This window comes from uncultured Maribacter sp. (assembly GCF_947500985.1).
Taxonomy (GTDB): Bacteria; Bacteroidota; Bacteroidia; order Flavobacteriales; family Flavobacteriaceae; genus Maribacter.
Genome location: NZ_CANMTX010000005.1, coordinates 150935 through 177348, shown reverse-complemented (window position 1 = coordinate 177348; position 26414 = coordinate 150935). Strand labels below are relative to the sequence as shown.

Here is a 26414-nt window from a genome sequence, read left to right as displayed (position 1 = left end):
CTTTTTGGGACTCTATAAATATAGGCATTTTGTTCAATTAAGAAGCTGCTTTATAGAGGCTCTCAAAATAAAATTTTTATTCATCAAGCCTTATAATTGAACCTATTTCAAGTTTTACTTTGGTTCATAATATCAACATTTACCTTTTTTTAAAAACTATTCTTATTTTTTATTTCCACCAAAATTATAGGTTAATTTAGCAATTACCCTTCTGCCAATAGAAGGCATATTAACCAAAGCTCTGTATTCATTGTCAAATAAATTTTGAGCCGATACATCTACCGCCAAACCGTTATTAAATACGTAGCCAATACCGGCATCTACTAAGTTTTTTTCTTGTACTTCACCAGAAAACTGTCCGGCACTTGCAGTAAAGGCATCATCATGTTGAAAAGATACGTTAGCTCTAATCCCTTTTTCTTCTCCATAATTTGCTCCTAATCTATATTTATTTGCAGGTGAATTTAAAAAGGTAGTAAATGGAGCGCTGCCATCGCCTTGTTCTCTTTCAAACTCAGAAGCGTTAACCCAAGAATAGTTACCGAAGAATGTTAACTTATCCGATGCAAAATATTGAAGACCTAAATCTGCGCCATATCTTGTGTAAGGAGCATCAAAAACTCTGTAACCTGCAGCAACATGTAGGATTCCGTCATCTTGTGGCACTCTATTAGTTTCAACACTGCCTGTTCCATAAAAATTGGGAATCAGGGCAGCAGTACCTGCATAGGCTTGCGAGACTAAGCTTATAGCAGCTTCTTGAGGTAAACCAGCTTCTACTAATGCGCCTATTAATTCTCCTGTTTTAGCTAAAAAAGGATCTTGACTAAAACCATTTAAACCTATTAACGGAGCAATTGCTGTAAAGTCAAAACCGCCTCTTTCTGTAATAGCATACAAATCAAGAGAAGCAGAAAATTTATCACCTATAATCCCTTTATAACCAACTTCATAAGTCTTAGATGTTGCTATTACCCCACGTACTGTATTGGTTAAATTATTATTAGGTGCACCACCTTCCAATGCGTTAATTCCAAGAAATGTTCCGTTGTTTCCGGTAGGGCTATTTGCCAACACGTCTTGAATATCATCAATAAAATTTTCTAAACCATTGGCTTGCATAGCTGCAATTAAGGAGCCTGATGCGAATTGATGAACAAACTCATTACTAAGACCGCCTGTGCCTAATAATTCTTTAGGTAATTCTTGCGGAAGAGCACCAGCAAGAGGCGTTAGTGCTTCAATAGGAATACCAGTCGCCGCACTTATTCCAGCAGCTGTTATATTATGATTTAGAAATTCGATACTTGTTGCATTATCAAATGAATGAATGTCATTTGACCCGGCTAACCAAAAATCAAAAAAGCCTGGAACAGGGGAATTAACAGGGAAATCGTAATTCCATTCGGACGCAGAAGGAGAGAAACTAGCATTATTAAAAGAAGCTCTAAACGTATGTTTTGGACTTGCCTTATAAACTAATGCAATTCTAGGAGCGATGGCCGTTTCGTCAGGAATATTAAATTTATCAAAACGTCCTGCCAAAACTAAATCTAACTTTTTTGCCAATTCAAATTTACCCTGTGCATAGATACCGAATACATTATAATCATCATCGTTTTCATTTCTACCATGCACTAATCCTTCGGTATCTGTTTTAGTAAGACGGTAATCTGACCCAACCGTAAAATTTGAATTTAAAAAATCAGGAATATCAAAGTTATATTGCAATTGCCCTTCGTATTGTTTTATAGCTGTGGGAGTTCTATTACCTGTTTGATATAAAAATATAGGTCTGTCTTCAGGACCAAAATTCGTGTGAGTTGTATAAAATTGAGCAAACAACCCACCTTTTTGCATTCTTGCTTGTCCCCAAACTTCTTGCGGTTGTGATAAACCCTCCCCTAAATCATTATAAAACACAGAAGAAGCTTGATTTAACCCACCTGCTACAATTATACTTAAATCATCTTGCGGACGGAATTCTAATGTTATATCTGAACCCATATTCCAATAATAATCTTGCATCACATTTCCATCTGCTCTAGGAGTCAATTCTAGTAAAGTTCTGCCTGGCACTCTATTATCTACTACACCTTCAGCAGTTAGGGCAGGTTGTATAATAGTAGATTGAAACTTATCAATTTGTCTTGTAAAAGTGCCATCAGCTGCAGTTGTGCCTTCAGAACCATCAAGTGTAAATTCATCACCTCTATTGTATTGAAGATTTATTTTGAAACCGAATTTATCGGAAACTTTAGTCGCATGTCTTAAAGCAGCGCCATATGTATTTAATTCACCACCATAAACTTGAAGTGTAGTTCCGGGGTGGTCTATTGCACCTTTGGTAATAAAATGTATAACACCAGAAGTTACACCAGGACCGTAAAGTGCAGAACCCGCACCTCTTACTACCTCAATTCTTTCCAAATCAATATTGCTAAGACCTGATTTATCTGATTGAAATGTATTATTTCCTGGAGCCACCAGACTTCTATAATCTTTAATAGGGAAAACTCTTGTACTAAAGGTACTAGCAGCTGCTCTCATTTCAAAATTCATTCTAGAGCCAGATTGCTGTTGAACAGTAACACCTGGTACATTTACCAAATTTCTGGCGGCATCAATCTGTGGGGAGCCCACTAATTTTTTAGCGGACAGTACAGTTACTGAAGCAGGAGCTTCTTGTACCTTTTCTCTCCTTCTTGAGGCGGATATGACCACTTCATCTATTATAAAAGCACTTTCTTTTAGGCTATACTTTAGGTTAGAGCTAGCACTGGTTACCGGTATTATTTTAGCAGCATAACCAGAATAGCTAATAGATAAATTCCAAGGAAGCGGTTCATTACTAGTAATGGTGAATTTACCATCAAAATCTGTACTAGCACCAGTATTGGTTCCTTGTATTATTACATTGGCACCAACTAAAGGGTCGCCAATTTCTTCATCTGTAATTACTCCAGAAATAGTGGTTTGTGCTGTAAGAGCGACTGTTGATAGCACAAAAATTGCCAATGTCGCTAAGAATAATTTTTTCATTTTGGTTGATCGGTTTAATGTTCGCCCTAATATATAGATATTATTAAATAATTAAATTAAACTAGTTTAATAAATTAAATTAATAATTTTAATACTAAATATTTATGAATATGATAATTTATATGTGTTTTTATTGATTAAAATTTAAATCACAAATACTCAATTTCTTCTGTATAATCACTATGAATAATTAGTTTTTGACATCTTTCAATCGTATATGACTACTTAAAATAGTTCTATTGATATGTGTTTTTAAAAGTACTGGTATAAGGTTAACGTAAGCTCAAATCAATGCTATAACTATTAAGTCGATATTAAGTATGCTGTTATTGAATAGTAATTGGTAACCGAAAATGTACACAGCGAGATGTTGTACTTTTGTAATCAAATCAGTAGTTCTAGAAATGATTGTAAAAGTTATTCTTAACTTTTACTATATTTTTTACGGTGTAATTCTGATAAAGTATAATCTAGATTATGACATTCTTTTAAAAAGTGATAAAAGTTTTTTTTCCTTAAATGATTAAGTAATACTGTTTTGTTGTCAATTATAAACTAGCTGGGCAATCGATATTTAAATAAGGTGAAGCTTAGGTTGAAATTAAAGGTTATTTCTAATGTAAAACCTCGTGGGTTCGCCACGAGGTTGTTTATATATAAAATTTGTAATGGTTGTATTAATTACAATATTTGATGTGATTGTTATACCACTTCAAAAAGTCCTGCAGCGCCCATTCCGCCTCCAACACACATGGTCGATACTACATATTTAGCGCCGCGTCTTTTTCCTTCTATCAATGCATGTGCTACCATTCTTGATCCAGACATGCCATACGGGTGACCAATAGAAATGGCCCCACCATTAACATTCATTAATTCATTCGGTATACCTAAACGCTCTTGACAATATAGTACTTGAACGGCAAAAGCCTCGTTAAGTTCCCAAAGACCAATGTCACTCATTTTTAAGCCATTTGCCTTTAATAATTTTGGTATTGCATAAACAGGACCAATTCCCATTTCATCAGGTTCACAACCGGCAACGGCAATACCGCGATATATACCTAATGGTGAAACACCACGTTGTTCTGCTAATTTAGAATCCATTAAAACACAGGCAGAAGCACCGTCAGACATTTGGCTAGCATTACCCGCAGTTATTGTTCCACCTTCATTTACTAAACGTAAACTCGCCAAACCTTCAGCCGTAGTTTCGGGTCTATTGCCTTCATCTTTGTTTAAATATGCAGGGTGAAACCTCATTTCTTTAGTTTCCTTGTCTACGATTGCTTTAATCGTTTCAATTGGTATAAGCTCATCATCAAATTTTCCTGCTTCTTGAGCAGCTGCAGTTCGCATTTGAGATTGAAGAGCATATGCATCTTGCGCTTCACGGCTTATATTATAGCGCTTAGCAACAACTTCTGCAGTTTGCAGCATTGGCATATAAACATCTTTATGAACAAATTTTAATTTTTTATCTACCATATGAAATGTATTCATATGTTCGTTTTGAACCATAGAAATAGATTCCACTCCGCCGCCTATTGCAACACTCATTCCGTCATACAAAATTTGTTTAGCAGCGGTCGCAATCGCCATCATACCTGAAGAACATTGGCGATCAACTGTCATACCAGAGACTGTTACGGGTAAACCACCTGCAAGAGCAGCCATTCGTCCAATATTCATACCTGAAGATCCTTGAGGTAGAGCACAACCCATAATTACATCATCTATTTCTGATGGATCTACCCCAGAACGTTTAACAGCTTCGTATATAGCCCAACCTGCCATTGTAGGTGTTTGGGTGGCATTCATAGCCCCTTTATATGCTCTCCCTATAGGAGTTCTAGCTGTTGATACAATTACTGCGTCTTTCATTTTTTATGTATTATAAATTAGTTTTTTAGATGTTTGATTACAGATTATATGGTAAGCTGAATTGACAATCTTTTTATATTGATAAGAGATTTTAAAACGAAACGAGCTTACTCCTTTTTTAAAATTAGATTTTATGTATTAATAACAATGGTAGAAAAAGCTTTGTGAATAATCAATATTTTAACAAAATTTCAGTGATTTAATATAATAGTTTAATGGAATTCACCTTTTTCATAATTAGCTTATTTCCTTTAGAATTGAATTTTTATTTACATCATATGTTATAATGGTATAGTATGTTCCATTATTATATAAATGAAATCAAGTGTTTAGTTATGGAAATTTCAAAAATCACAGGTGTTTTTGTTTATCAATTTGTTAAAAGTGAATAGCAGTAACCACGCACTTTTAGTTTTTTTATACTTAAATTGTTCCCCTTACAACTAGTTATTTTACATGCAGACAATTAAAGAATTAATAGAGTTGATAACTCTGAAAAAAATAGATGATACTACCTTTGAAGGGCAAAATTATCAAGCGCCCTGGGGAAGGGTTTTTGGAGGGCAAGTGCTAGCACAAGCTTTGCATGCAGCTTATCAAACGGTTCCAGTAGATCGCATAGCCCATTCCTTGCATGGGTATTTTATTTTAGGCGGAGACTTAAGATATCCTATCCGTTATGAGGTAGATACAATTAGAAATGGAGGTAGTTTTACTACGAGAAGAGTAGTGGCGAAACAAAATGGAGTAGCTATTTTTAATATGGCGGCATCTTTTCAGGTAAAAGCTGACGGAGTCAACCATCAGTTTCCAATGCCTAATTTAATTCCACCAGAGAAGTTAACTACAAGTTTAGAACAAGTTGAAGAGATAAAAGAACTGCATCCTACGGCATATAAAAGACTTAAAGCAATACAGCCTAAAGTGTTTGAATTTAAACCGGTAGAAAAATTTACAACACAGTTGGTAGAGAATGGATCTCCTTTTTTTAATACTTGGCTCAAAACATCTGATACTGCTGAAATTAATTTACCAATGCAGCAACAATTATTAGCTTATGCTTCTGATTATAACTTACTAACAACCGCCACTTTACCGCATAGAGAGCAATTGAATAAGGGTGAGACGTTTTATGCTAGTTTAGACCATGCCATTTGGTTTCATAGAGAATTTGATATTACAAAATGGTTGTTGTATAGTATGGACAGCCCTAGTGCATCTAATTCTCGCGGATTTGCAAGAGGTAGTGTTTACGATAGAAAAGGGGTTTTAGTTGCTTCGGTCGCGCAAGAAGGGTTAATGAGGCAAAATGTATAATTACAATGCGGTTTGTAGTTTAAAATTTTGAGTTTTTTAAAATATGATTTTTATATGTATCAAGTCTTTTTAAAATCAATTGAAACAAAGTTCTAAGAAAGCTCATTTATCATAGATGATTTTTAAGTGTACAGTTTAACATAACATTAGAGCTAGATTCTTATTTGGGTATAACAAAAGGATATGCAATATGTGATTTTATAGGGTAACTACTTGAATTATTTATGTAAGTATAACCACTAGATCGTAATTTCATAAGCATTGAACTTCGCATTTATATGATGTATGCTTGGTGAGAATTTATAGTAGTATAACGATGTGAATGTTGCAGTAATAGAATTAAAGTAAAAATATGAGTACTGAATTATTTAATTTAAAGGGAAAGATTGCTCTAGTAACCGGCAGTACGCATGGTCTTGGTATGGCAATGGCAAAGGGACTAGGTTTGGCGGGAGCAAGATTGATTGTTAACGGGAATTCATCGCAATCTAAAATTGATGATGCAGTAGCATTTTATAAGTCGTTGGGTATTGATGCTTACGGATTTAAATTTAATGTTACCGAAGAGGCTGCTGTAATAAAAGCTGTAAACGATATTCAGGTCACGGTTGGTGCTATTGATATTTTAGTAAACAATGCGGGAATTATAAAAAGAACACCTTTAGAAGATATGGAGGTTGAAGACTTCAAAGAGGTAATCAATGTTGATTTGGTGAGTCCGTTTATTGTATCTAAACATGTGGTGAAAACCATGATAGCAAGAAAACAGGGTAAAATAATCAATATTTGCTCAATGATGAGTGAGCTAGGTAGAAATACTGTTGGTGCTTATGCCGCTGCAAAAGGCGGATTAAAAATGCTGACACAAAATATGGCAACGGAATGGGCAAAGCATAATATACAAGTAAACGGTATAGGACCGGGCTATTTTGCAACAAGTCAGACCGCACCAATACGAGTTGATGGACACCCATTTAATGAGTTTATTTTAAATAGAACGCCAGCTGCAAAATGGGGAGACCCAGATGATTTAGCAGGGGCAGCTATATTTTTATCATCTAAGGCTAGTGATTTTGTAAACGGACATATTTTATATGTAGATGGTGGCATTTTAGCAACTATAGGCAAACCAAGTAACGAAAATTAAAATTATATTTTTTGGAGATATTCGAAGACAACTTTAATTTAAAAAGTAAAGCAAGATTACGTTAATTATAAAATTTAGATTCATTTTTCTTAGAATACTATGTTCTAATGCACCTAAAGACAATTTTTTATCTCCAATTTTAATAAAATCCGTAGCCCAAGGTTTGTCAATATCTTTAATGCTCTTAGTTGGGTAATTTCTTAAAATTAAAGCTATCGTATGTGCATTATATAAATTAATTTAATAAGCCAATTGTTCTTTAACAGACCAACTATCTATAAGCACTTGATTTGATAAGCTGTTTAAATAGGTGTGCCAAAGGCTAATTTGCAAGATTCTTTATCATAAAAATCTAGAATTAAGATTGTTGCAGAATTAGCTGGTTTTATCACAAATATGCAAAATAAACTTTTAGTTAATAGCGATGAATATGCACAAACAGTAAATATGTCTTAAATAATAGCAGGCTTGCGATATGAATACAAAGCGAAAAACATATTCTTTACCATCGCGTTTTATAATCCTTTAAAAAGTTGATTTGCTGACTGTTATCTTTTTCAAAAAGATTAAGGTCTTCAAATATACTTTTAAGGTTTAGATACGGCACCTATACTTGGATATTCCAAGTAGAACAATTATGATAAACCAAAAGAATTCTGTTATACAATTATCTTTAATTTACCACCAATAGCAGCAGTGTTTATGCTCCAGGTTATCTTATATGTTAAATTCTTTGCTTGTTGTTCATGGGTTAAAAGAAAGTCTTATAATTGGTTTGAATTTGCTTATTAAATAGGTCACTATTTACATGAATAAAAAACCTTACGTATTAAATTTGTAAATGAGAATTATGACTAAAGTTAAAAATAACAGGTTATTATCTATTGATGTATTAAGAGGCTTTGATATGTTAATGATAATATTTGCAGATCGTTTTTTTATCGAGTTACACGAAGGTTCACAAAATAAATTTACAGAGGTTTTAGCTACACAATTTAATCATCCAGAATGGTTTGGTTTTCGTTTGTATGATATAGTAATGCCACTTTTTTTATTCTTGGTTGGTGTGGTTATTCCTTTTTCTTTAGAAAGGCGAGTTCAAGAAACGGGTAACGCCTCTTCACTATATAAACATTTTATTAAGCGCTTTATAATATTATTTATTTTGGGGTGGGTAGTACAAGGAAACCTATTACATTTAAATATAGAAAATTTTAAAATTTATAGTAATACACTACAAGCAATAGCGGTTGGTTATTTGTTTACTTGTATTGCTTATATGCATTTAAATAAAAAAGGCAGATATTTAATTTTTACAATTTGTCTTATTCTCTACACACTTATATTAGAGTTTTCAAATATACCAGGAGCTGGTAACAGTGAGTTGTTACCTGATAAAAACATTGCTATTTATATAGATAGGTTAGTTTTTGGAAGGTTTGACGATGGTTACCAATATACATGGTTGTTAAGTGGATTAGGTTTTATTGCAACTACTTTATCTGGTGTATTTGCAGGAGAATTATTAAAATCTCAACTACCAAGAAAAAAAGTAGCGTACAGCCTTGTTTTAATTGGTGTTTTAGGGATTATATTGGGGTTAATTTTAAATTTTTGGCACCCAATTGTAAAGAAATTATGGAACAGTTCTTTTGTTCTGACTTCTTCAGGTATTTGTTTTTTGCTCCTTGCTACTTTTTACTGGGTTATTGATGTCAAAGGTTATGTAAAATGGGGCAAACCTTTAAAAATAATAGGCATTAATGCTATTACAGCTTATGTACTTTCTCATGTAATAAATTTTCCTGCCATTGCTGATCAATTGTTATTTGGTTTAAAACAATATACAGGACCGTTTTATGAAACCATTATAGTTACTGGAGGTTTTTTAATTCTCTACGCATTACTTTGGTACATGAATAAGAATAAAACATATATAAAAATTTAAATCCTTTATAAATAATTGTCCTGTGTATAAACAGTTTATTTCTTATATAGATATTCATAATATAATTATGTTATAAAAAAAATATTTAAAATTTTTATATACACTTAATACCTTAAAAAATTATAACATTCTTCCTAAATATGAAAAAACAAATCATTTACCTGTATATTCTCGTTCTAAGCTGTTTTTCTTGTATAGACAGGGAGCCAGCTTTAGTTGAAGTGTTTTATGAAACTGATAATGATGAATTTATAAATCCGGAGAGAGGTTTTTATAGACCTTTTGGAACTTCAGCGAGTAATTTTGTGCCGTTAGAGGAAAAAATTTTACTTAATTTAAGAAATCCTAACCCGGCAGCTGGTGGTTTTTCTGTAGGGAGTTCACTTACCTATAGGTCTTATCAATTAGATCTTTTTAAAGACAAACCCATATCTCATGAAATGTTAATTGCAATTCAAAAAGATATGGACATAATACGTAAGGTAGGTAATAAACTAGTTTTGCGCTTTTCTTATAGCAATTCTTGTTGTGAGCCTCCTTTTAAAGATGCACCTAAAAATATTATTTTAGAACATTTAAATCAATTAAAATCTATTTTAGAGAAGAATAAAGATGTTATTTCAGTAGTTCAAATGGGATTGATTGGTCCGTGGGGAGAGCAATTTTATTCTGATTTTTTTGGAGATTTAGAACATGGTCCCGTAACTGATCAAAATTGGTTAGACCGTAATGAGGTTATAGATAAACTATTAGAGGTTGTCCCGGTATCTAGAATGGTTCAAGTGCGTGCACCGTATTATAAATTACGAGCAATGGATGGCGTAAAAGCACATCCGGAAAAGACTAATCCGTTAACTATAGATAATGCTTTTAACGGCAGTAAAATAGCAAGGCTTGCGCATCATAACGATTGTATTTTAGCAAATTATGATGATTATTGGACTTACAATTCCTTTCATGAATGGCCAGCGGTAAGTGATACATTAAACTTGAAAAAGTATGTGGCTGAAGAAACCAAATTTCTTGTTTTTGGTGGAGAAACTTGTCCTGGAGGAGATAATGGTGAAGATGTATATAGCCCATATAACGATTGCGATGCTGAAGGTGGCGGTGCTCAAACTTATTTAAAACGCTTTCATACTTCTTTTTTAAATACAGCATGGTCTGGAGCGGTAAATGGAGATTGGACAAATAAATGTATCGATGAAATAAAAAGAAATTTAGGATACAGATTTGTAATTAAAAGAGGAATGTTTCCTAAAGAAATAAATAACGATGAAATAATTAATATCGAATTGGATATTGTTAATGAAGGTTATGCATCAACCTATAATTACAGATTTGCAGAACTAATTCTTAAAAATAAAGAAAATCAAAAAACATTTAAAACTAAAATTGATAGTGATCCTAGATATTGGTTTACAGATGAATTACAAGATATTAAATTAAATATACTTTGGCCAGAAACCTTACCTAATGGAAACTATGAATTATATTTAAATTTAGCAGATCAAGAACCAACAATATATAATCGTCCAGAATATTCCATTCGATTAGCTGGTAAATTAAATGCTAATTCTATATGGGATCCTTCAACGGGTTGGAATTTGTTATATTCTGATATAAAAATTAATTAGTTTATTTGTTTCTATTTAATATTCAAACAAAGCTATACATCACTTACATTTCATTTTTAAAATGGAAAGGTAAAATATACGGTGGGCAGAGGCTTGCATTCTTGATTCAATAATTCGTCTTATCTTGTTTAGAAGCCCAGTTATTAAACACTTCTACAGCTTCTTCCTGTAACATTTGTTTAAAGTGAATTTGTCTCTGGTCCATGCCCACTTCAAGTTCATCATAAATAAATTGGTCATCAAAATCTATAGCTTTTGCATCAGCTTTATCACAACCATAGTACACAGCTTTAGGTCTAGCCCAATAAATAGCACCAAAACACATAGGGCAAGGCTCGCATGAGGTGTATATAATACAATCAGTTAGTTGAAACGTGTTTAATGTTTTACAGGCATCTCTAATAACCACCATTTCTGCATGTGCTGTTGGGTCATTGGTTGAGGTTACTTTATTATGTCCTTCCGCAATAATTTCTCCATCTTTAACTACCACGGCACCAAAAGGTCCTCCGGCGTTCGAGTTCATTCCCTTTGCTGCCATTTCAATGGCTCTTCTCATAAAAAACGCGTGATCTTTCATCATAATTATAAATTCTAATAGTATGTATTCATTATTTGGGGGTGCAAAATTACATCTTTTATGTGCAATTCTTAGTAGTAGTTTTTAGAAAGCGAATGTCCTATTCTAGGTAATTGTTAAAAAAATTATGAAAGATTAGAATATTATTACGACTGAATGTTAAAATCGACCAATTTTTTTAAAAGATTTAGGAGGAATATTAATTACGTTACTTTTCCAATTTGAAGCTCCATAAATTTTATTAAACTGTCGTGTAAAGTAACTCTAATAAATTTAAATTTTCTGCATACTGTTGATAATCAGTAATATTGGTTTTTATTAAAAATAGATATTGAAAGCAATTACGAAATATTGGTTCTTAGAAGGATTTAGCCTTTTTCAAAAATTAGGGATGCCTTCTATGATGAAACTCTGTGATCTTCTAGAAATGGATCATATAGACAAAGGCGGTATCATTGAAATAGGGGCAAGAGATAAAAAATGCATTTTCTTTTTAAAAAATGGATCTGTTAAAATCATGGACTCAGAAAATGACATTGTAAAATACGTCGTTAAAAAGGGGAATATTTTTGGTGAGCTATCTATTTATGATAAGGATAAATCGTCTAAAGAAGTAGCCATTGCTCTAGAAGACGTGGTAATCTGTTATATCGAATCTGACATGATGGAAGGCTTAATGGAAAAGTATAAGTCTTTAAAAAATGGTCTGTTAAAAATATATGGTCTTCGTATCAGAAAATTAGAAACAAGACTGCAAGACCTATTATATAAGGACAGTAAAACAAGAATCTCTGAATTTATAAAAGCTTTTATAGAAGAGTTTGGTGAAATAGAAAATGATAGGGTAGTGGCAAAAAACCTACTTTCCCATAAAGACATTGCCAACTTGACCAATACCTCTAGGCAGACAGTAAATAATGTATTAAGCATAATGCGAAAAGATAATATTATTGATTATGATTCAAAATTTATATCATATTCAAAAAGTGCCTTATAAATTTTTTAAACACACACTAAATAAACCGATTATAATGAAAAAGTTAGCCCATTTTCTCTTAATATTCCATTTAGCGCTATTTGCAACTACCGTTTCTTCTCAGGAAATAGAACGGTCTATTTTTGTTACTGGTAACACATGGGATACTACAAATACTGAGGTTCTCTCTAAAATTTCAAAAGAATCGCAGTTAGCTAAGAAACCTACAGTATTAATAATAGGAAACACTGCACCTAAGACTGAAATTGAAAAGTCATTAGATAAGCAGTTGTCAATCATGTCTAACCTGGGTAATGATGTCATTTTTATATCTGGTAATAAAGAATGGTCAAAAGGCCATAAAGGTGTTTCTGAAATTGAAAAATATATACAAAAAAATAGTAAAGCCAAATTTTCTCCAGATGATGCTGAACCTATTAAGCATCAAGATTTAGGAGAAAACGTAGAATTGATTACGGTAGATTCTCAATGGTTCTTAGAAAACTGGGACAATCATATTTATATAAATGAAGATTCTGAAATTCAGAATAGGAACTTATTTTTTTTAGAATTTGAAAATCGAATTAAAAAAGCACAAGGTAAAATTGTATTTGTTGCATTATATCACCCCATAAAAACAAATAGCAAGCAGGGCTTTTTTAGTAGTATTGGTGGCTTCTCAACTCAAGAGTTTCAAAATAAGCAGTACCGAACGCTTAGAAACAGGTTGAAAACAATGGCTATAGGGGCAGATAATGTTATCTTCTTATCGGGTCAAGGTAAAAATTTGCAATATATTAATGGTAGTGTTCCTCAAATTACAAGTGGTGCTGCTGGGAAATTAGAAGCTGTTAAACATGGTGAACCAGATGATTTTTCTATAGCCAGAAAAGGTTATGTTCGCCTAGATATTACAACTGGCGGTAGTGTAAAGGCAAATTACTATGCTTTAGAAAATGGTTCTTTTAATGAAGTTTTTAAGACTACTGTACTAAAAAGCGAAACTGAAGATTTACAAGTATACAACTTCGATAAAAATCTAGGAGCTAAAAAATCAGCGGCTATTTATACGAAAGAAGCTGCAACAAAAAGCGGATTCTATAAAGCGCTTTGGGGTGATCATTACCGAGAATTCTATGGTAAAGAAGTTAACGCACCAGTAGTTTTCTTAGATACTTTAATGGGAGGTTTAACCCCGTTAAAGCGAGGAGGAGGACAACAATCAAAATCACTTAGATTAGAAGATAAAGAAGGTAAGCAATATGTTATGCGTGCTTTAAAAAAGAGTACCATAAAGTTTCTACAAGCGAATGCTTTTCAAGAAACTTATATTGGCGATGTTTTAGATGGTACAACCGTAGATAAATTTCTAGCCGATTTTTATACGACTTCAAACCCATATACTCCTTTTGCTATTGGTAGCCTTTCTAAAGCAGTGGGTGTTAACCATACCAATCCTATTTTATACTATATTCCTAAACAAGAAACATTAGGGGTTTATAATGATGAGTTTGGTGATGAATTGTACATGATTGAAGAGCATGTGGGCGATACACAGATAGAAGCAGAAAGTTTTGGAAAACCTTTAAAAATATTAAGTACTGCAGATGTTTTACAAGAAATAAATAGATCGGGTAAATCGGTAGTGGATGAGTCTTCTTATATCCGTGCAAGAATATTCGATATGCTTTTGGGAGATTGGGATCGACATGAAGACCAATGGCGCTGGGCACTTTATAAGAATGAAGACGGAACGGAGTATTGTAGCCCGATACCAAGAGACCGTGACCAAGCATTTTCAAAATACGACGGTACTTTAATCAGTTTTCTGACAAGAGTAATACCAGGGCTACGTAAAATGCAAACTTATGATGAAGATCTTAGAAGTGTAAAATGGTTTGCATCATCTCCATATCATTTAGACTTAACTTTTATCCATGCTTCTGGTTGGGAAGAGTGGGAGAAGCAAACCAGTCATATTCAAGATCAGTTATCAGATGCTGATATTGAAAATGCTTTTGAAGCAATTCCTGATGAGATAAAAGGACCAATCATAGATGATATTAAACAGAAATTAAAAGGTAGAAGAGATAATCTTAAAAAAATAACAAAAGCATATTATCTCTATTTGAACAAGTTTCAAGTTGTTACAGGAACACAGAAAGCAGATGATTTTACCATAACTAGATTAGCAGAAGGTAAGACTACGGTAAAAATAGACCGTAAAGATTTAGGTCTTTTAAATCATACATTTTCGAATGACATTACCAAAGAAATTTGGCTATTTGGGTTGGATGGAAAAGATACGTTCACGGTAGAAGGTGAGGGAGACCATCCTATAAAAATTAAAATTGTAGGTGGAAAGAAAAATGACACCTACGACTTTAAAAACACACGAAAGGTAAAACTTTATGATTACAAGGATAAGGAGAATACCATTGTGAATAAAAGATCTAAAAAATGGTTGGTAAATGATTATGAATTAAATAATTACGATCATAAAAAAGTAAAATATAATTTTAATCAGTTGTTACCTATAATAGCATTCAATCCAGATGACGGAGTTAAATTAGGAGTGATTAGTAATCATACTTCATATAGTTTACAACGTAATCCATTTACTTATAAGCATAGTATTAATGCTGCATATTATACCAGTACATCAGGTTTTGATTTGTCGTATAAAGGGGAGTTTTCAAATATTTTTCATAACTGGAATTTTGGTTTAGAAGGTTTATACACAAGTCCTAGTTTTTCAGAAAATTTCTTCGGCTTTGGTAATGAAACGCTTTATGACGCTGATGAGGTGGATTTAGATTTTAATAGAATTAGAATTAGTAAATTTAAAGCAGCAGTGTCATTACAATGGGAAGGTATTAACGGAGGTTCTTTCTATTTTAAACCTTTAATAGAATCTTTTGAGGTTGATAATACAGCCGATCGTTTTGTAGCACAACTACCACAGACTAATACAATTTTTGATAGGCAAACCTATGCAGGCGTAGAAACTGCTTATAATTTCAAAAATAAAAATAGTGCCGCTTTTCCTACCTTGGGGCTAGATGCAGGGCTGACCATAGGTTATAAAACGAATATAGATAATACCGAAGCAGATAATAGTTTTGCGTACATACAACCACAATTAATCATAGATCACAAATTAACTAAAAGCGGTAGTATCGTTTTTGCAACCAAGATTGCAGGTGAAGCATTGATCGGTGATGATTTTGAATTTTACCATGCAGCAACTATTGGCGGTATCAAGAGCTTAAGAGGATTTAGAAATGAAAGATTTACTGGAAAACAATCTTTTTATCAGAATACAGATTTAAGGTTTCCTTTAGGAGGGTTAAGAACCAGCCTTGTACCTTTTAGATTCGGACTTACCGGTAGTTTCGATTATGGTAGGGTTTGGGTTGAAGATGACACTTCAAATAAATGGCATAATTCAGTAGGTGCATCAGCTTGGCTTATAGGAGCTGAAGCTTTTACGGCTAACATAGGATATTTTAATAGTTTAGATGGTGGGCGTGTTGTCTTCGCACTAGGCTTTTCTTTTTAATTAAAAAATTACTACCAATGAAAAAACCAATTGCAATTGCCCAAGTAGACACTTTAGAAAACAAAAAACCAGAACACGCATTAGTCAATGGTTTGGATTTAGTAATCGTAAAATTTGATGATGATATTTCTGTTTTGTATGGTAGATGTCTGCATAGAGGGGCATTAATGTCTGATGGTCATGTAGATGGTCATAACCTTATTTGTGGTGTTCACGGTTGGGATTATAGAGTAGATACCGGTGTTTCTGAATATAATAATGCTGAGGTATTACATAAGTTTACTACTAAAATAGAGGGCGGTAGTCTTTTTGTAGATGAAGAAGAGATAGATGCTTATTTAGTAGATAGTCCGCAACCTTTCAATAGAGATGCGTATTTGGGCGCTTACGCGGATACACACCCTGAAGAAACAGAACCATATACAGGGTATATAAAAGAATTAGCTACCAACGGACTTAAAAATTTAGGGCATCACGGTTTTTCGGCTTCCATGGGTGTAGATAGAAATACGTTACCAAAATGGAGCGATATTCAATTTTTGCCTGCCCAATTGGCAAGTAGACCGTTGCTAGATGAAGATGAGGTGGCTACAAAGGTGGTTATAGGACCAAAGGCTAAAAAGCCTTTACATTTAGATATTCCCCTTTTTGTGAGTGATATGAGTTTTGGTGCTTTGTCACGCGAAGCAAAAATAGCGTTGTCTAAAGGTGCAGAACTGGCAGGTACGGGTATTTGTTCAGGAGAAGGTGGTATGTTGCCTCAAGAGCAAGAAAATAATAGCAAGTATTTTTACGAATTGGCTTCGGCAAAATTCGGCTTTACTTGGGATAAGTTAGATAATGTACAGGCATTTCATTTTAAAGGCGGACAAGGAGCAAAAACAGGTACTGGTGGTCATTTACCAGGTGCTAAAGTAAGTAAGGAAATTGCTGAGGTAAGAGGTTTAAAAGAAGGTGAGACGGCAATTTCACCAGCCACTTTCCCAGATTTTCATGGTGTAGATGACTTCAAATCTTTCGCAGCTCAGGTAAGAGAGCGTACAGGTGGTATACCGATCGGATTCAAAATTGCCGCAAGTCATATAGAAAAAGATATTCAGTTTGCATTAGATGTGGGTGTAGATTATATCATTTTAGATGGTAGAGGTGGGGGAACAGGTTCCGCACCAACTATATTAAGAGATAATATCAATGTACCAACAATTCCTGCTTTGGCAAGAGCAAGAAAATATTTAGATAAAGTTGGTGCTACAGATGTCACCTTGGTAATCACCGGAGGTTTAAGAGTTGCTGAAGATTTTGGTAAAGCCCTTATGTTAGGTGCCGATGCTATTGCCGTATCTAATTCGGCCTTGCAGGCAATTGGCTGTTTAGGTATGCGTGCTTGCGGAAGTAACAACTGCCCTGTGGGTATTGCAACGCAAAAAGAATCATTGCGTAGTAGGTTGATTATTGATTCTTCGGCGAAACAATTGCATAACTATTTTGATGCCACAAATAACCTGATCAAAGTTATTGCGAGAGCTTGCGGTCATGATGATATCTCAAAATTCAATTTTGATGACTTATCTACTTTTAATCATGATATGCATCGTTTAACAGGAATTAATTATGGCGGTGTTAACGCTTAAAAACAATATATAGATGGATAAAATGATGCACTTAGCAGCGCAATATTTAGCAGCTGCAGGAATAAGTTTTGTAGAGAAGAAGGCAGATGATAGTCATACTAATCTTGGATGGTCAATTAAAAAACAACGTCTAGAAACCCACCCATTATCAACAGATGGGGACGTTCTTTCATTAAATTATAATACCTTTTCGTTAGAATGGAATTCCCCTAAGAACAATGCTTCTTTTACGTTAGATGGTAAAACCCATCAACAAATATTAGAATGGCTGATAAGTTCTGCGGATACATTTTTGGGTAAGAAATACACCTATGGTTTTCATTACGAGCTACCATATTCAATTGATGATTCTTTCACCTTTATATTAGATGCATCTAAATTAAAGGAACTTGCCGATTTAAGAAGTTTGACGCAATCTGGTCTAGAAAGAACACTTGAGGTTAATGGTTTGTCATCAGACATTCGTATTTGGCCCCATCATTTTGATTCAGGTGCTTATGTTATTATTTCTGATGATTTATCTATAGGCTTTGGTTTAGCTGTACCTGATACGATGATCAATGAGCACTATTTTTATATCAGCGGATACAAAGGTCATAGCGGTTTAGATACCGCTAAGTTTGATTCTCTTTCATTAGGTGAATGGAAAAACGACGGATTTAAAGGAGCAGTTTTGCCTGTTACAAAAATTGACAAAGAACAAGTGGTACAGTTTTTCACGAAAGCTATCAATACCTATAAAAAGTAAATATGCAAGTAACCAGTCTTTCGTTAGAAGCCTTTAAAGAGATGGATTATTGGGCGGTTGAAAAATACAACCTGTCCATTGAATTGATGATGGAAAATGCGGGGCTTCAACTAGCAAGATTAATCGCTAAAAAGATAACTGAGGCCTCTGTTATCACTATTGGCGTTGGTAATGGAAACAATGGCGGCGGCGGTTTAGTAGCTGCTCGCAGACTTGCTGCTTGGGGGTTTGATGTGAATTTAGATTTGGTAGTTCCTATTACCAAAGACCTACCAAAAGCACAATTAGAAAGAGCGTTGTTGTTTGGAGCTAAAGAAGGTATTCCAGAAACAACGGATATTTGGGTAGATGCCTATTTAGGATTCTCTCAAAGATTACCATTGTCAGAGGCATTTGTAAAAAGTATTGCATTAGCAAACGCATCAGCGGCATTTAGAATATCATTGGACATTCCCGTTGGTATTTCTAAAGATGGTGAATTATCAGGGTTTAAAGCGAACCAGGTAATGACCTTGGCAGCTCCTAAAATTCTTTTAGAAAAATTACCAAACGGAGTAGAAGTATTTATGGCTGATTTGGGAATTCCAAAATCGGTTTATGAGCATTTCAATATTCAAATGCCTGATTTTAAAAAATACCAATTGATAAAAATTAAATAACCAGAAAAAAACCGACCCATGGAAAAGAAAGTAGTGTGGCATAAAGTGTTAGATAATAAAAAGAGATTGGCAGAAGGTCGTGTAATGACTGTTACTGCTGCTCATAAAGGTATTTGTTTAACACATTTTAAAGGCAAATTTTCTGCTCTAGATAATAAGTGTCCACACCAAGGTGGTCCTTTAGGCGAAGGTTCTATTGAAAACGGATTGTTACGTTGTCCTTGGCACGGTTGGGATTTTGACCCATGTACCGGTGTGCCGCCAGGTGGTTTTGATGATGGTATTGAAACTTTTCCAACAAAGGAAGAAGGCGATGAAATTTTTGTAGGTATTGAAGAGGAAGAGAAGCACGCAGAAACGATTTCTGATGTGATGATAGAAACCATGATAAATTGGGGCGTTGATACCGGTTTTGGTATGGTTGGTCACTCAAACCTAGGGGTTGCCGATGCCATGATGCGTCAAGAAGAAAAAGGAAATTTCAAGTTTTTCGGAATACGTCATGAAGGCGCTGCAGCATTTGCGGCATCTGCTTATGGTAAACTAATGGGGAAACCCGCAGTTTGCTTTGGTATTGCAGGTCCGGGTTCTACCAATATGTTCACAGGTATGTGGGATGCTAAAGTAGACCGTTCACCAATGCTGGCTATTTCTGGTCAGGTAAATACACAAGTACTAGGAACAGGTGCTTTTCAAGAGGTAGATTTGGTAGGTGCTTTTCAAACCGTAGCCAATTTTAACCATAGTGTACAACAAAACTCTAAGCATAGCGAGTTAATGAGCTTGGCTATTAAAAGCGCATTAATAAATAGAGATGTATCTCATATTACTTTCCCAGATGAGGTTGCCTTTATGCCAAAGCCAGATAACGAAAAGGCACAGACTCCAGAAGATAGAATTACACCTTTTAATATTTCACCACCAAGACAAATGGTAGCGAAAGCAGTAGGTATGATTACAGAATCTGAAAGACCTGCAATTATAGTAGGGCATGGCGCTCGATTTCAAATGGATGCTATAATCGCATTTGCTGAAAAATTAAACTGTCCGGTAATCACCACCTTTAAAGGAAAAGGACAAATTTCTGACCATCATGAATTAGGTTGTGGAGTACTAGGAAGAAGCGGAACGCCCATAGCTTCATGGTTTATGAACGAGAGTGATTTATTGATTGTTTTTGGAGCATCGTTTTCTAATCATACAGGTATTACGCCTAAAAAACCTATTATACAGGTAGATTATGACCCAGCAGCTTTAAGTAAATTTCATAAAGTTGATGCTGCCCTATGGGGAGAGATTTCTGAAACCTTGACCATTATAGAAGAACAAACCGAAGGAAAAATAAATACGGTAGATAGACGCCCAGAAATTGCAAAACGATGGGAGATATGGCAAGAAGAAAAAGCAAGTAGGTTACAAGATGAAAGTACGGTGGGTTTAAGTTCAATAGCTGTATTTGATGCAATGAACAAAGTAGTGCCAGACAATGCGGTTATTGCCGTAGATGTTGGTAATAACACCTATTCTTTTGGTCGTTATTTTGAACCTAAAAATCAATCTGTATTAATGTCCGGTTACTTGGGTTCTATTGGTTTTGCATTGCCTGCAGCAATGGGCGCTTGGGCTGCTCAAGGCAACGAAAGACCTATTTGGTCGGTCTCAGGTGATGGTGGCTTTGGTCAGTATTTAGGTGAGATGATGACTTTGGTGAAATACAATATGAATATTAAGCATGTGCTTTTAAACAACTCGGAAATCGGTAAAATTTCAAAGGAGCAAAAAGCGGCTGAATTGGATGTTTGGAAAACTTCTTTACACAATGCTAATTTTTCAAAGTATGCAGAGAATTGTGGAGCACTTGGTATTAGAGTTACCAAAATAGAAGAATTAATACCTGCTTTAGAAAAACTAAAAGCACACGATGGTCCGGCATTACTGGAAATAATCACTGACGCTAGTTTGATTTAAAAAAGAAAACATGTTTCAATCATTTAGTATCATATTCTTAATTGCCGCCTTTTTTAGTTACGTTAACTATAAGTGGTTAAAGTTACCATCAACCATTGGGTTAATGATTTTAGCTTTGTCAACGGTCGTTTTAATTACATTGACTCAAAATATATTTCCTGCATTTTATCTTTACTTCTGCGATGTGGTAATCAATACAGATTTTAGAAGTCTGTTAATGGACGGTATGTTGAGTTTCTTGCTTTTTGCTGGATCTTTACATGTTAATATAGATGACCTAAAAAAAGAGCGGAAATCCATACTATTGTTTGCAACATTCGGAGTACTTATTTCTACTACAATAGTCGGTTTTTTAACCTATTATCTTGCTCAATCCCTATCAATAGAATTACAACTTATACATGCTTTGCTTTTTGGAGCATTAATTTCGCCAACAGACCCCATAGCGGTAATGTCAATTTTGAAAAAGGCAAATATTCAGAAAAGCTTAGGAGTTAAAATAGAGGGCGAATCTTTGTTTAATGATGGTATTGGGGTTGTGGTATTTTCTGGTTTGCTAATTGTTGCGCGTTTAGATGAAAATAGTAATGAATCATTAAGTAGTACTATTGGTGAGTTATTTTTAATGGAAGCCGTTGGTGGAATTGTCTACGGTTTGATTTTAGGTTATATAGGGTATAGAGTTATTAAATCTATTAATGAAAATCCACAACTGGCAGTTTTAATAAGTTTAGCCATTGTCATAGGCGGTTATGCAATAGCCTCAATACTTCATGTATCTGGACCTCTGGCTATGGTAGTTTCGGGTATGGTCATTGGTAATAAAATTAATATAGCATCAAATAAAGGAATGACCCGGAAAATGCTGAATGAGATTTGGGAAGTTCTAGATGAAGTGTTTAATGCTATTCTATTCGTTCTAATAGGGTTGTCGATACACCTTCTTAAATTTGATTCGTTATATCTAACATTAGGCTTCTTGTCTATATTCGTGGTACTTTTGGCTCGTTTTATATCTGTATTATTACCGTATAGCTTACTAAAACATGAAGAAAGTAAACCTATAAAAACAGTGGCTATTTTAACCTGGGGAGGCTTGCGCGGTGGTATATCAATAGCACTGGCACTAAGTTTATCAGAAGACCTTTCCTCAGAAATAATATTGTACATAACCTATGTTGTTGTATTGGTGTCGGTACTTGTACAAGGGTTGAGTGTTGGTAAAGTAGCAAAGAAAATATATAGCTAGTAAAAGTATTTAATGATGGAAGAATCAGAAAAAGTAATAAAAAAGCAGGAAAAAGCGATTGATAAGCAATTGATTGCCGAATTGGGTATTGATAAAGAGAAACTAAAAGAACTGAAGAAGAAACTAGCAAAAGTTGAACCTCGTTCAGAACGTGGTGCAGAAACTTTGTTTCGTTTGGTATCTAAAAATCAGTATACTTTGAACGCGATGATCGATAGAAAATCGAATATTCTTATTTCCATCAACGCACTTATTTTATCAATAATCCTGGGAACCGTATTAAGTCAGTTAGATAAAGACCCGCATCTTATATATCCGGCAATTATAATGTTGGGAACTAATCTCATATCTATAGCCTATGCAGTGTTTGCTACTAGACCAGAACTTACGCATGGAGATAGGAGTACCAATAACCTTTTGTTCTATGGTAATTTTAATACTATGAATGAAGAAGAGTACACAGAAGAACTTACAGGTCTAATGTACAAAGGAGACGAACTTTATAAGACCATTGCAAGAGATACGTTTCACTTAGGGAAGACAATTGATAGAAAGTTTAAACTACTTAGAACTTCTTTTCATGTTTTCTTAGTAGGTATTATTTTGGCAGTGGTAGGATTTATAGCTTGCCATATCATGTTTGCTATGTAATCTTAATTTAATGGTACAGCGTTCGTTTTAATTCTAAAACAACGCTCTTCCCCTAAGAAAAGCGGATTTCCATGTTTCTCAGACCAAAATCCGTCTAAAATATCTTTGCTGATACACTGATAAACAGCAATACCTTTGTAAATATTATGGTCTTCTCCATTGTATCTAAAGTTTATAACTAGAATATTGTTTTTAAAAAATCCAGTACCTGTCTGCTGTTGATTAGTGCCAATAGTCCATATGGCATTTATTCGGCTATTTGAATCTAAAGACAAAATCAGTTTTCCTTTGTAGCTATTAGATTCTTCATCTTGGTTGCTACCAATAATGCTGTACTCCCCAACTAAATCTTCAATATTCATGTAATGCGCTATTATGGCGAAAATATCAAAAAATTAATGGATATTTTCTCTGATTATGTTTAAAAAGGGATGATCTGTTTTTTATGGATTTAAACAAATAAGTTTCTTTAGAAATTTTTAAAATCCATAAATTTAGAAAAACTTCAAAATGGTCTTAACTATAAAAGATGCGACGTTTACGGGCGATATTCTAAATCAGATAGAGATTGCTGTTCAAAATGAACGAACTACGGTCAAAGAATTGATATCTGCTCGAGTAGAATCTGAGGTTAAAACGTATAATAAAAATCTCCCTGAATATTTCAAAGGTTTAATTCAGCCTAGTGAAGCTGAGAAAACATTAAACGGATTCAGGTTAAAAAAACGTGACAAACAAATAGATATAGAGAAACAGATTTTGGTTGCTTTAGATGCCTTTCAAAAGAACGGTTATTTTATACTTATTGACAATAAGCAAGCTGAAGATTTAGAGCAAGAAGTTTTGGTGTCTAAAACAACTGAGATAGCCTTTGTGAAACTTACACAATTAGTAGGAGGATAGTCTATGAAAGATATTATTAAGAAATTATTTGGGGTGAATAATGACATTGAAAGTAAATTAGAAATTAGTCCCCAGGTAATCAGTTTTCGTAAAGAATTTTTTGAAGAAGCCTTAGAATATAGAGATGGATATTCTGTTAAATTAACCGATATACCAAAATATACTGAACTAAAGAAGATGCCATCTTCCTTTAGAAAAGAATTTATTTTTGATTTAATCTATCTTAAAAATGGTCAAACTAAAACAGATTGGGGAGATGATGGGTACTTTTTAAAAGACACTGCTAAAAATGTGTTGAGTTTATTAATTAGGGCTTCAGATATACATTTTGATGATGAGGACATTTTAGAAATTATAAACGGCTTTATACATGGTAGCGAAGGACATTTATATAGCTTCAACTGGCCTATAGTACCGTTGGTAGGTAAAATAGAGAAAGAAGTACAGAAAATGGGAGTATCCCCAGAATTAAGGTCTACCTTAAGTAAGGTGCAAAAGGCGATTACGAAAGGAAATTATTTATCTGCGGACGACATAAGACTGGGTACTAGAGTTTCAAACATTGGTAAAAATTCTTCAGAATTTGAAATAGACCGTAACGATCCTTTGGGTAATAGTATTTATGAAACTATTATTGCTTTAAACGAAAGTGATCAAGCCGTTTTTAAAGAATTATTAGAACACTTTTCCAAAGGTGGCGGTAAAAGTGCACCTGCCAATTCATGGTTAAAAATATCTGGTGATTTAATTACTAAAATAGGGGTAGATAAGATAAAACCAAGTTTTATCAAATGGATAGAAGAAACCTTAGATTTTTTTAGGCAGATTCATAAAAATCAAGAATATGAGTTCGATTTTATTGCAGATAAGAATATTCAAATATTAAGGTCTACTGTTTGGTCCAGTGCTGTGATAAATGATGATGAGCTAAACCAAATAATAGAGGTTTTAGGGTTGTTGAGTTATAAGAAATTAAGAAATGTTGGCGCGCTAAGCGCTAAATTAGGTAATGGTTGCATTTATTCTTTTTCTAAGCTTCCATATCAAGATGGTATTTCTAGACTTACTAAGTTTAGAATGAAAATTAAGTACCCTTCAGTGCAATCAATAATTACCAAGGCAATTGAACGTGTCGCTAAAGCGGAAGGTAAAACAATGCACGAAATTGAAGAATTGGCTGTTCAAGATTTCGGTTTAAATTCAGATTTTCAACTAATTCAAAAATTTGGAGAATACACAGCTATTGGTACAATAGAAAACAGTTCTAGTTTTAGTTTGCTTTGGGAAAATGAAAGCGGCAAGAAGATAAAATCCATCCCAAAATTTGTAAAGGATAATTTTTCTGAAGAATTAAAAGGGTATAAGAAAAAGGTAAAAGATATACAGTCAAATCTTACTGCTCAAAAGAATAGAATTGAAAAGATATTTTTAGCTAAACGCGAATGGGACTTCGAACAATGGAAAAAGTTGTATTTAGATAATAATCTATTACGATTTTTTGGAACTAAATTAATTTGGAATTTCAAGATAGATGATAAAACCACGAGTGTTATTTATGAAAATATTGAGTTTATAGATGTTGGTGAAGTAATCTTAAATAATTATAACAATGCCAAAATTACATTATGGCACCCAGTAAATTCTTCTGTAAACGAAGTTCAATCTTGGCGAAGATGGTTGGAGAAAAATGAAATTAAACAACCGTTTAAACAAGCACATAGAGAGTTATATATTGTTACAGATGCAGAAATAAATACAAACACGTATTCTAATAGGTTTGCAGCACATGTTTTAAGGCAACATATATTTATTGCGCTTTGTAGGGAGCGTGGTTGGGCATATACACTTCAAGGTCAATGGGATTCGCATAATACACCTGTTTTAAAAATTTCGGCTTGGAAATATCTTGTAGAGTTCTGGGTAGAAGGTATACAAGATTCTGCCAATGATTTCGGTATTTTCAATTACTTACAGACAGATCAGGTTCGTTTTTATGATGAGGAGAGTCAGGTAGAAATGGATAAAGTTCCTGCTATTGTTTTTTCTGAGGCAATGAGAGATGTAGACCTTTTTGTAGGGGTAACCAGTATTGGGGCAGATCCTAATTGGCGAGATGGAGGAGAAGAAAGATATCATGGCTATTGGTCAGATTTTTCATTCGGTAATCTAGCAGTAAGTGGTAAAGAAAGAAAGGAGCTTCTTGAAAATCTAATTCCAAAATTGAAGATTGCCAAACAATGTTCTTTTGAAGGTAATTTTTTAGTAGTAAAAGGTGACATAAGAATTTATAAAATACATTTAGGTAGTGGTAATATATTGATGAAACCTAATGATCAATATTTGTGTATTGTAGCAGATCGATCTAAAAAGGCAAATGAGGTATTTCTACCGTTTGAGGGAGATTCTACATTATCAGTAATTTTAAGTAAGGCTTTAATGTTAGCAGATGATACCAAGATTAAAGACAGAACAATTATTAGTCAGATTAAAAGGTAGTACTGCATAAGAGCTC

At 33.9% G+C, this 26414-nt stretch carries 19 protein-coding genes; 14 read left to right on the top strand and 5 right to left on the bottom strand.

The window, feature by feature from the left end:
• Window positions 1-162 precede the first annotated feature (162 nt).
• Together Q0871_RS12660 and Q0871_RS12655 are read right to left on the bottom strand one after the other, a co-directional pair.
• Window positions 163-3042: a TonB-dependent receptor gene (locus Q0871_RS12660; RefSeq protein WP_299324047.1), complete on the bottom strand. Its 2880-nt coding sequence runs from the start codon at window positions 3040-3042 to the stop codon at window positions 163-165.
• 702 nt (window positions 3043-3744) lie between these two features.
• A complete protein-coding gene (locus Q0871_RS12655) occupies window positions 3745-4926 on the bottom strand; it encodes an acetyl-CoA C-acyltransferase (protein WP_299324044.1) in 1182 nt (393 codons plus the stop codon).
• A gap of 456 nt (window positions 4927-5382) precedes the next feature.
• Here Q0871_RS12655 and Q0871_RS12650 point away from each other — a divergent pair, with 456 nt between their 5' ends.
• A complete protein-coding gene (locus tag Q0871_RS12650; protein WP_299324039.1) occupies window positions 5383-6243 on the top strand; it encodes an acyl-CoA thioesterase II in 861 nt (286 codons plus the stop codon).
• A gap of 352 nt (window positions 6244-6595) precedes the next feature.
• Window positions 6596-7390 (top strand): gluconate 5-dehydrogenase, encoded by a 795-nt coding sequence (locus Q0871_RS12645; protein WP_299324035.1) that lies wholly within the window; start codon window positions 6596-6598, stop codon window positions 7388-7390.
• Between the two features lie 33 nt (window positions 7391-7423).
• Here Q0871_RS12645 and Q0871_RS12640 read toward each other — a convergent pair whose 3' ends face one another.
• Entirely contained in the window at window positions 7424-7630 is a 207-nt protein-coding gene (locus Q0871_RS12640; RefSeq protein ID WP_299324772.1) for a DUF547 domain-containing protein, read from the bottom strand.
• 610 nt (window positions 7631-8240) lie between these two features.
• On the opposite strand from Q0871_RS12640, the gene Q0871_RS12635 reads away from it, so the two are divergent.
• Both Q0871_RS12635 and Q0871_RS12630 read left to right on the top strand, forming a co-directional pair.
• A complete protein-coding gene (locus tag Q0871_RS12635) occupies window positions 8241-9338 on the top strand; it encodes a DUF5009 domain-containing protein (RefSeq protein WP_299324030.1) in 1098 nt (365 codons plus the stop codon).
• Between the two features lie 140 nt (window positions 9339-9478).
• On the top strand, window positions 9479-10975 hold the full coding sequence (locus tag Q0871_RS12630) for a DUF4832 domain-containing protein (RefSeq protein WP_299324024.1): 1497 nt from the start codon (window positions 9479-9481) through the stop codon (window positions 10973-10975).
• 106 nt (window positions 10976-11081) lie between these two features.
• Here the strand turns inward: Q0871_RS12630 and Q0871_RS12625 are convergent, their stop codons facing one another.
• The gene (locus Q0871_RS12625; protein ID WP_299324771.1) at window positions 11082-11555 is read right to left on the bottom strand and encodes a nucleoside deaminase; all 474 of its coding nucleotides are present in this window, start codon (window positions 11553-11555) and stop codon (window positions 11082-11084) included.
• Between the two features lie 331 nt (window positions 11556-11886).
• Here Q0871_RS12625 and Q0871_RS12620 point away from each other — a divergent pair, with 331 nt between their 5' ends.
• From Q0871_RS12620 to Q0871_RS12585, 8 genes are read left to right on the top strand one after another with little or no spacing between them, the layout of a single operon-like run.
• Window positions 11887-12552 (top strand): Crp/Fnr family transcriptional regulator, encoded by a 666-nt coding sequence (locus Q0871_RS12620; protein WP_299324020.1) that lies wholly within the window; start codon window positions 11887-11889, stop codon window positions 12550-12552.
• A 34-nt stretch (window positions 12553-12586) separates the two neighbouring features.
• Window positions 12587-16093 (top strand): metallophosphatase, encoded by a 3507-nt coding sequence (locus tag Q0871_RS12615; RefSeq protein ID WP_299324016.1) that lies wholly within the window; start codon window positions 12587-12589, stop codon window positions 16091-16093.
• Between the two features lie 17 nt (window positions 16094-16110).
• Window positions 16111-17724, top strand: coding sequence for a glutamate synthase-related protein (locus Q0871_RS12610; protein ID WP_299324011.1), 1614 nt, complete (start codon window positions 16111-16113; stop codon window positions 17722-17724).
• A gap of 13 nt (window positions 17725-17737) precedes the next feature.
• Window positions 17738-18472, top strand: a complete 735-nt coding sequence (locus Q0871_RS12605) for a hypothetical protein (protein WP_299324006.1) — start codon at window positions 17738-17740, stop codon at window positions 18470-18472.
• A 2-nt stretch (window positions 18473-18474) separates the two neighbouring features.
• The gene (locus Q0871_RS12600) at window positions 18475-19131 is read left to right on the top strand and encodes an NAD(P)H-hydrate epimerase (RefSeq protein ID WP_299324001.1); all 657 of its coding nucleotides are present in this window, start codon (window positions 18475-18477) and stop codon (window positions 19129-19131) included.
• An 18-nt stretch (window positions 19132-19149) separates the two neighbouring features.
• A complete protein-coding gene (locus tag Q0871_RS12595; RefSeq protein ID WP_299323999.1) occupies window positions 19150-21099 on the top strand; it encodes a thiamine pyrophosphate-dependent enzyme in 1950 nt (649 codons plus the stop codon).
• A 10-nt stretch (window positions 21100-21109) separates the two neighbouring features.
• Window positions 21110-22348 carry a sodium:proton antiporter gene (locus tag Q0871_RS12590; RefSeq protein ID WP_299323996.1) on the top strand — a complete coding sequence of 413 codons (1239 nt, stop codon included), beginning with the start codon at window positions 21110-21112 and terminating at the stop codon, window positions 22346-22348.
• A gap of 15 nt (window positions 22349-22363) precedes the next feature.
• Window positions 22364-22999 (top strand): Pycsar system effector family protein, encoded by a 636-nt coding sequence (locus tag Q0871_RS12585; RefSeq protein WP_299323992.1) that lies wholly within the window; start codon window positions 22364-22366, stop codon window positions 22997-22999.
• A 2-nt stretch (window positions 23000-23001) separates the two neighbouring features.
• Here Q0871_RS12585 and Q0871_RS12580 read toward each other — a convergent pair whose 3' ends face one another.
• Entirely contained in the window at window positions 23002-23361 is a 360-nt protein-coding gene (locus Q0871_RS12580) for a hypothetical protein (protein ID WP_282075672.1), read from the bottom strand.
• A 148-nt stretch (window positions 23362-23509) separates the two neighbouring features.
• Between Q0871_RS12580 and Q0871_RS12575 the strand changes: the two genes are divergently transcribed.
• Window positions 23510-23902, top strand: a complete 393-nt coding sequence (locus Q0871_RS12575) for a hypothetical protein (RefSeq protein WP_299323978.1) — start codon at window positions 23510-23512, stop codon at window positions 23900-23902.
• 3 nt (window positions 23903-23905) lie between these two features.
• Window positions 23906-26398: a DUF4132 domain-containing protein gene (locus Q0871_RS12570; protein WP_299323974.1), complete on the top strand. Its 2493-nt coding sequence runs from the start codon at window positions 23906-23908 to the stop codon at window positions 26396-26398.
• Window positions 26399-26414: the final 16 nt, after the last annotated feature.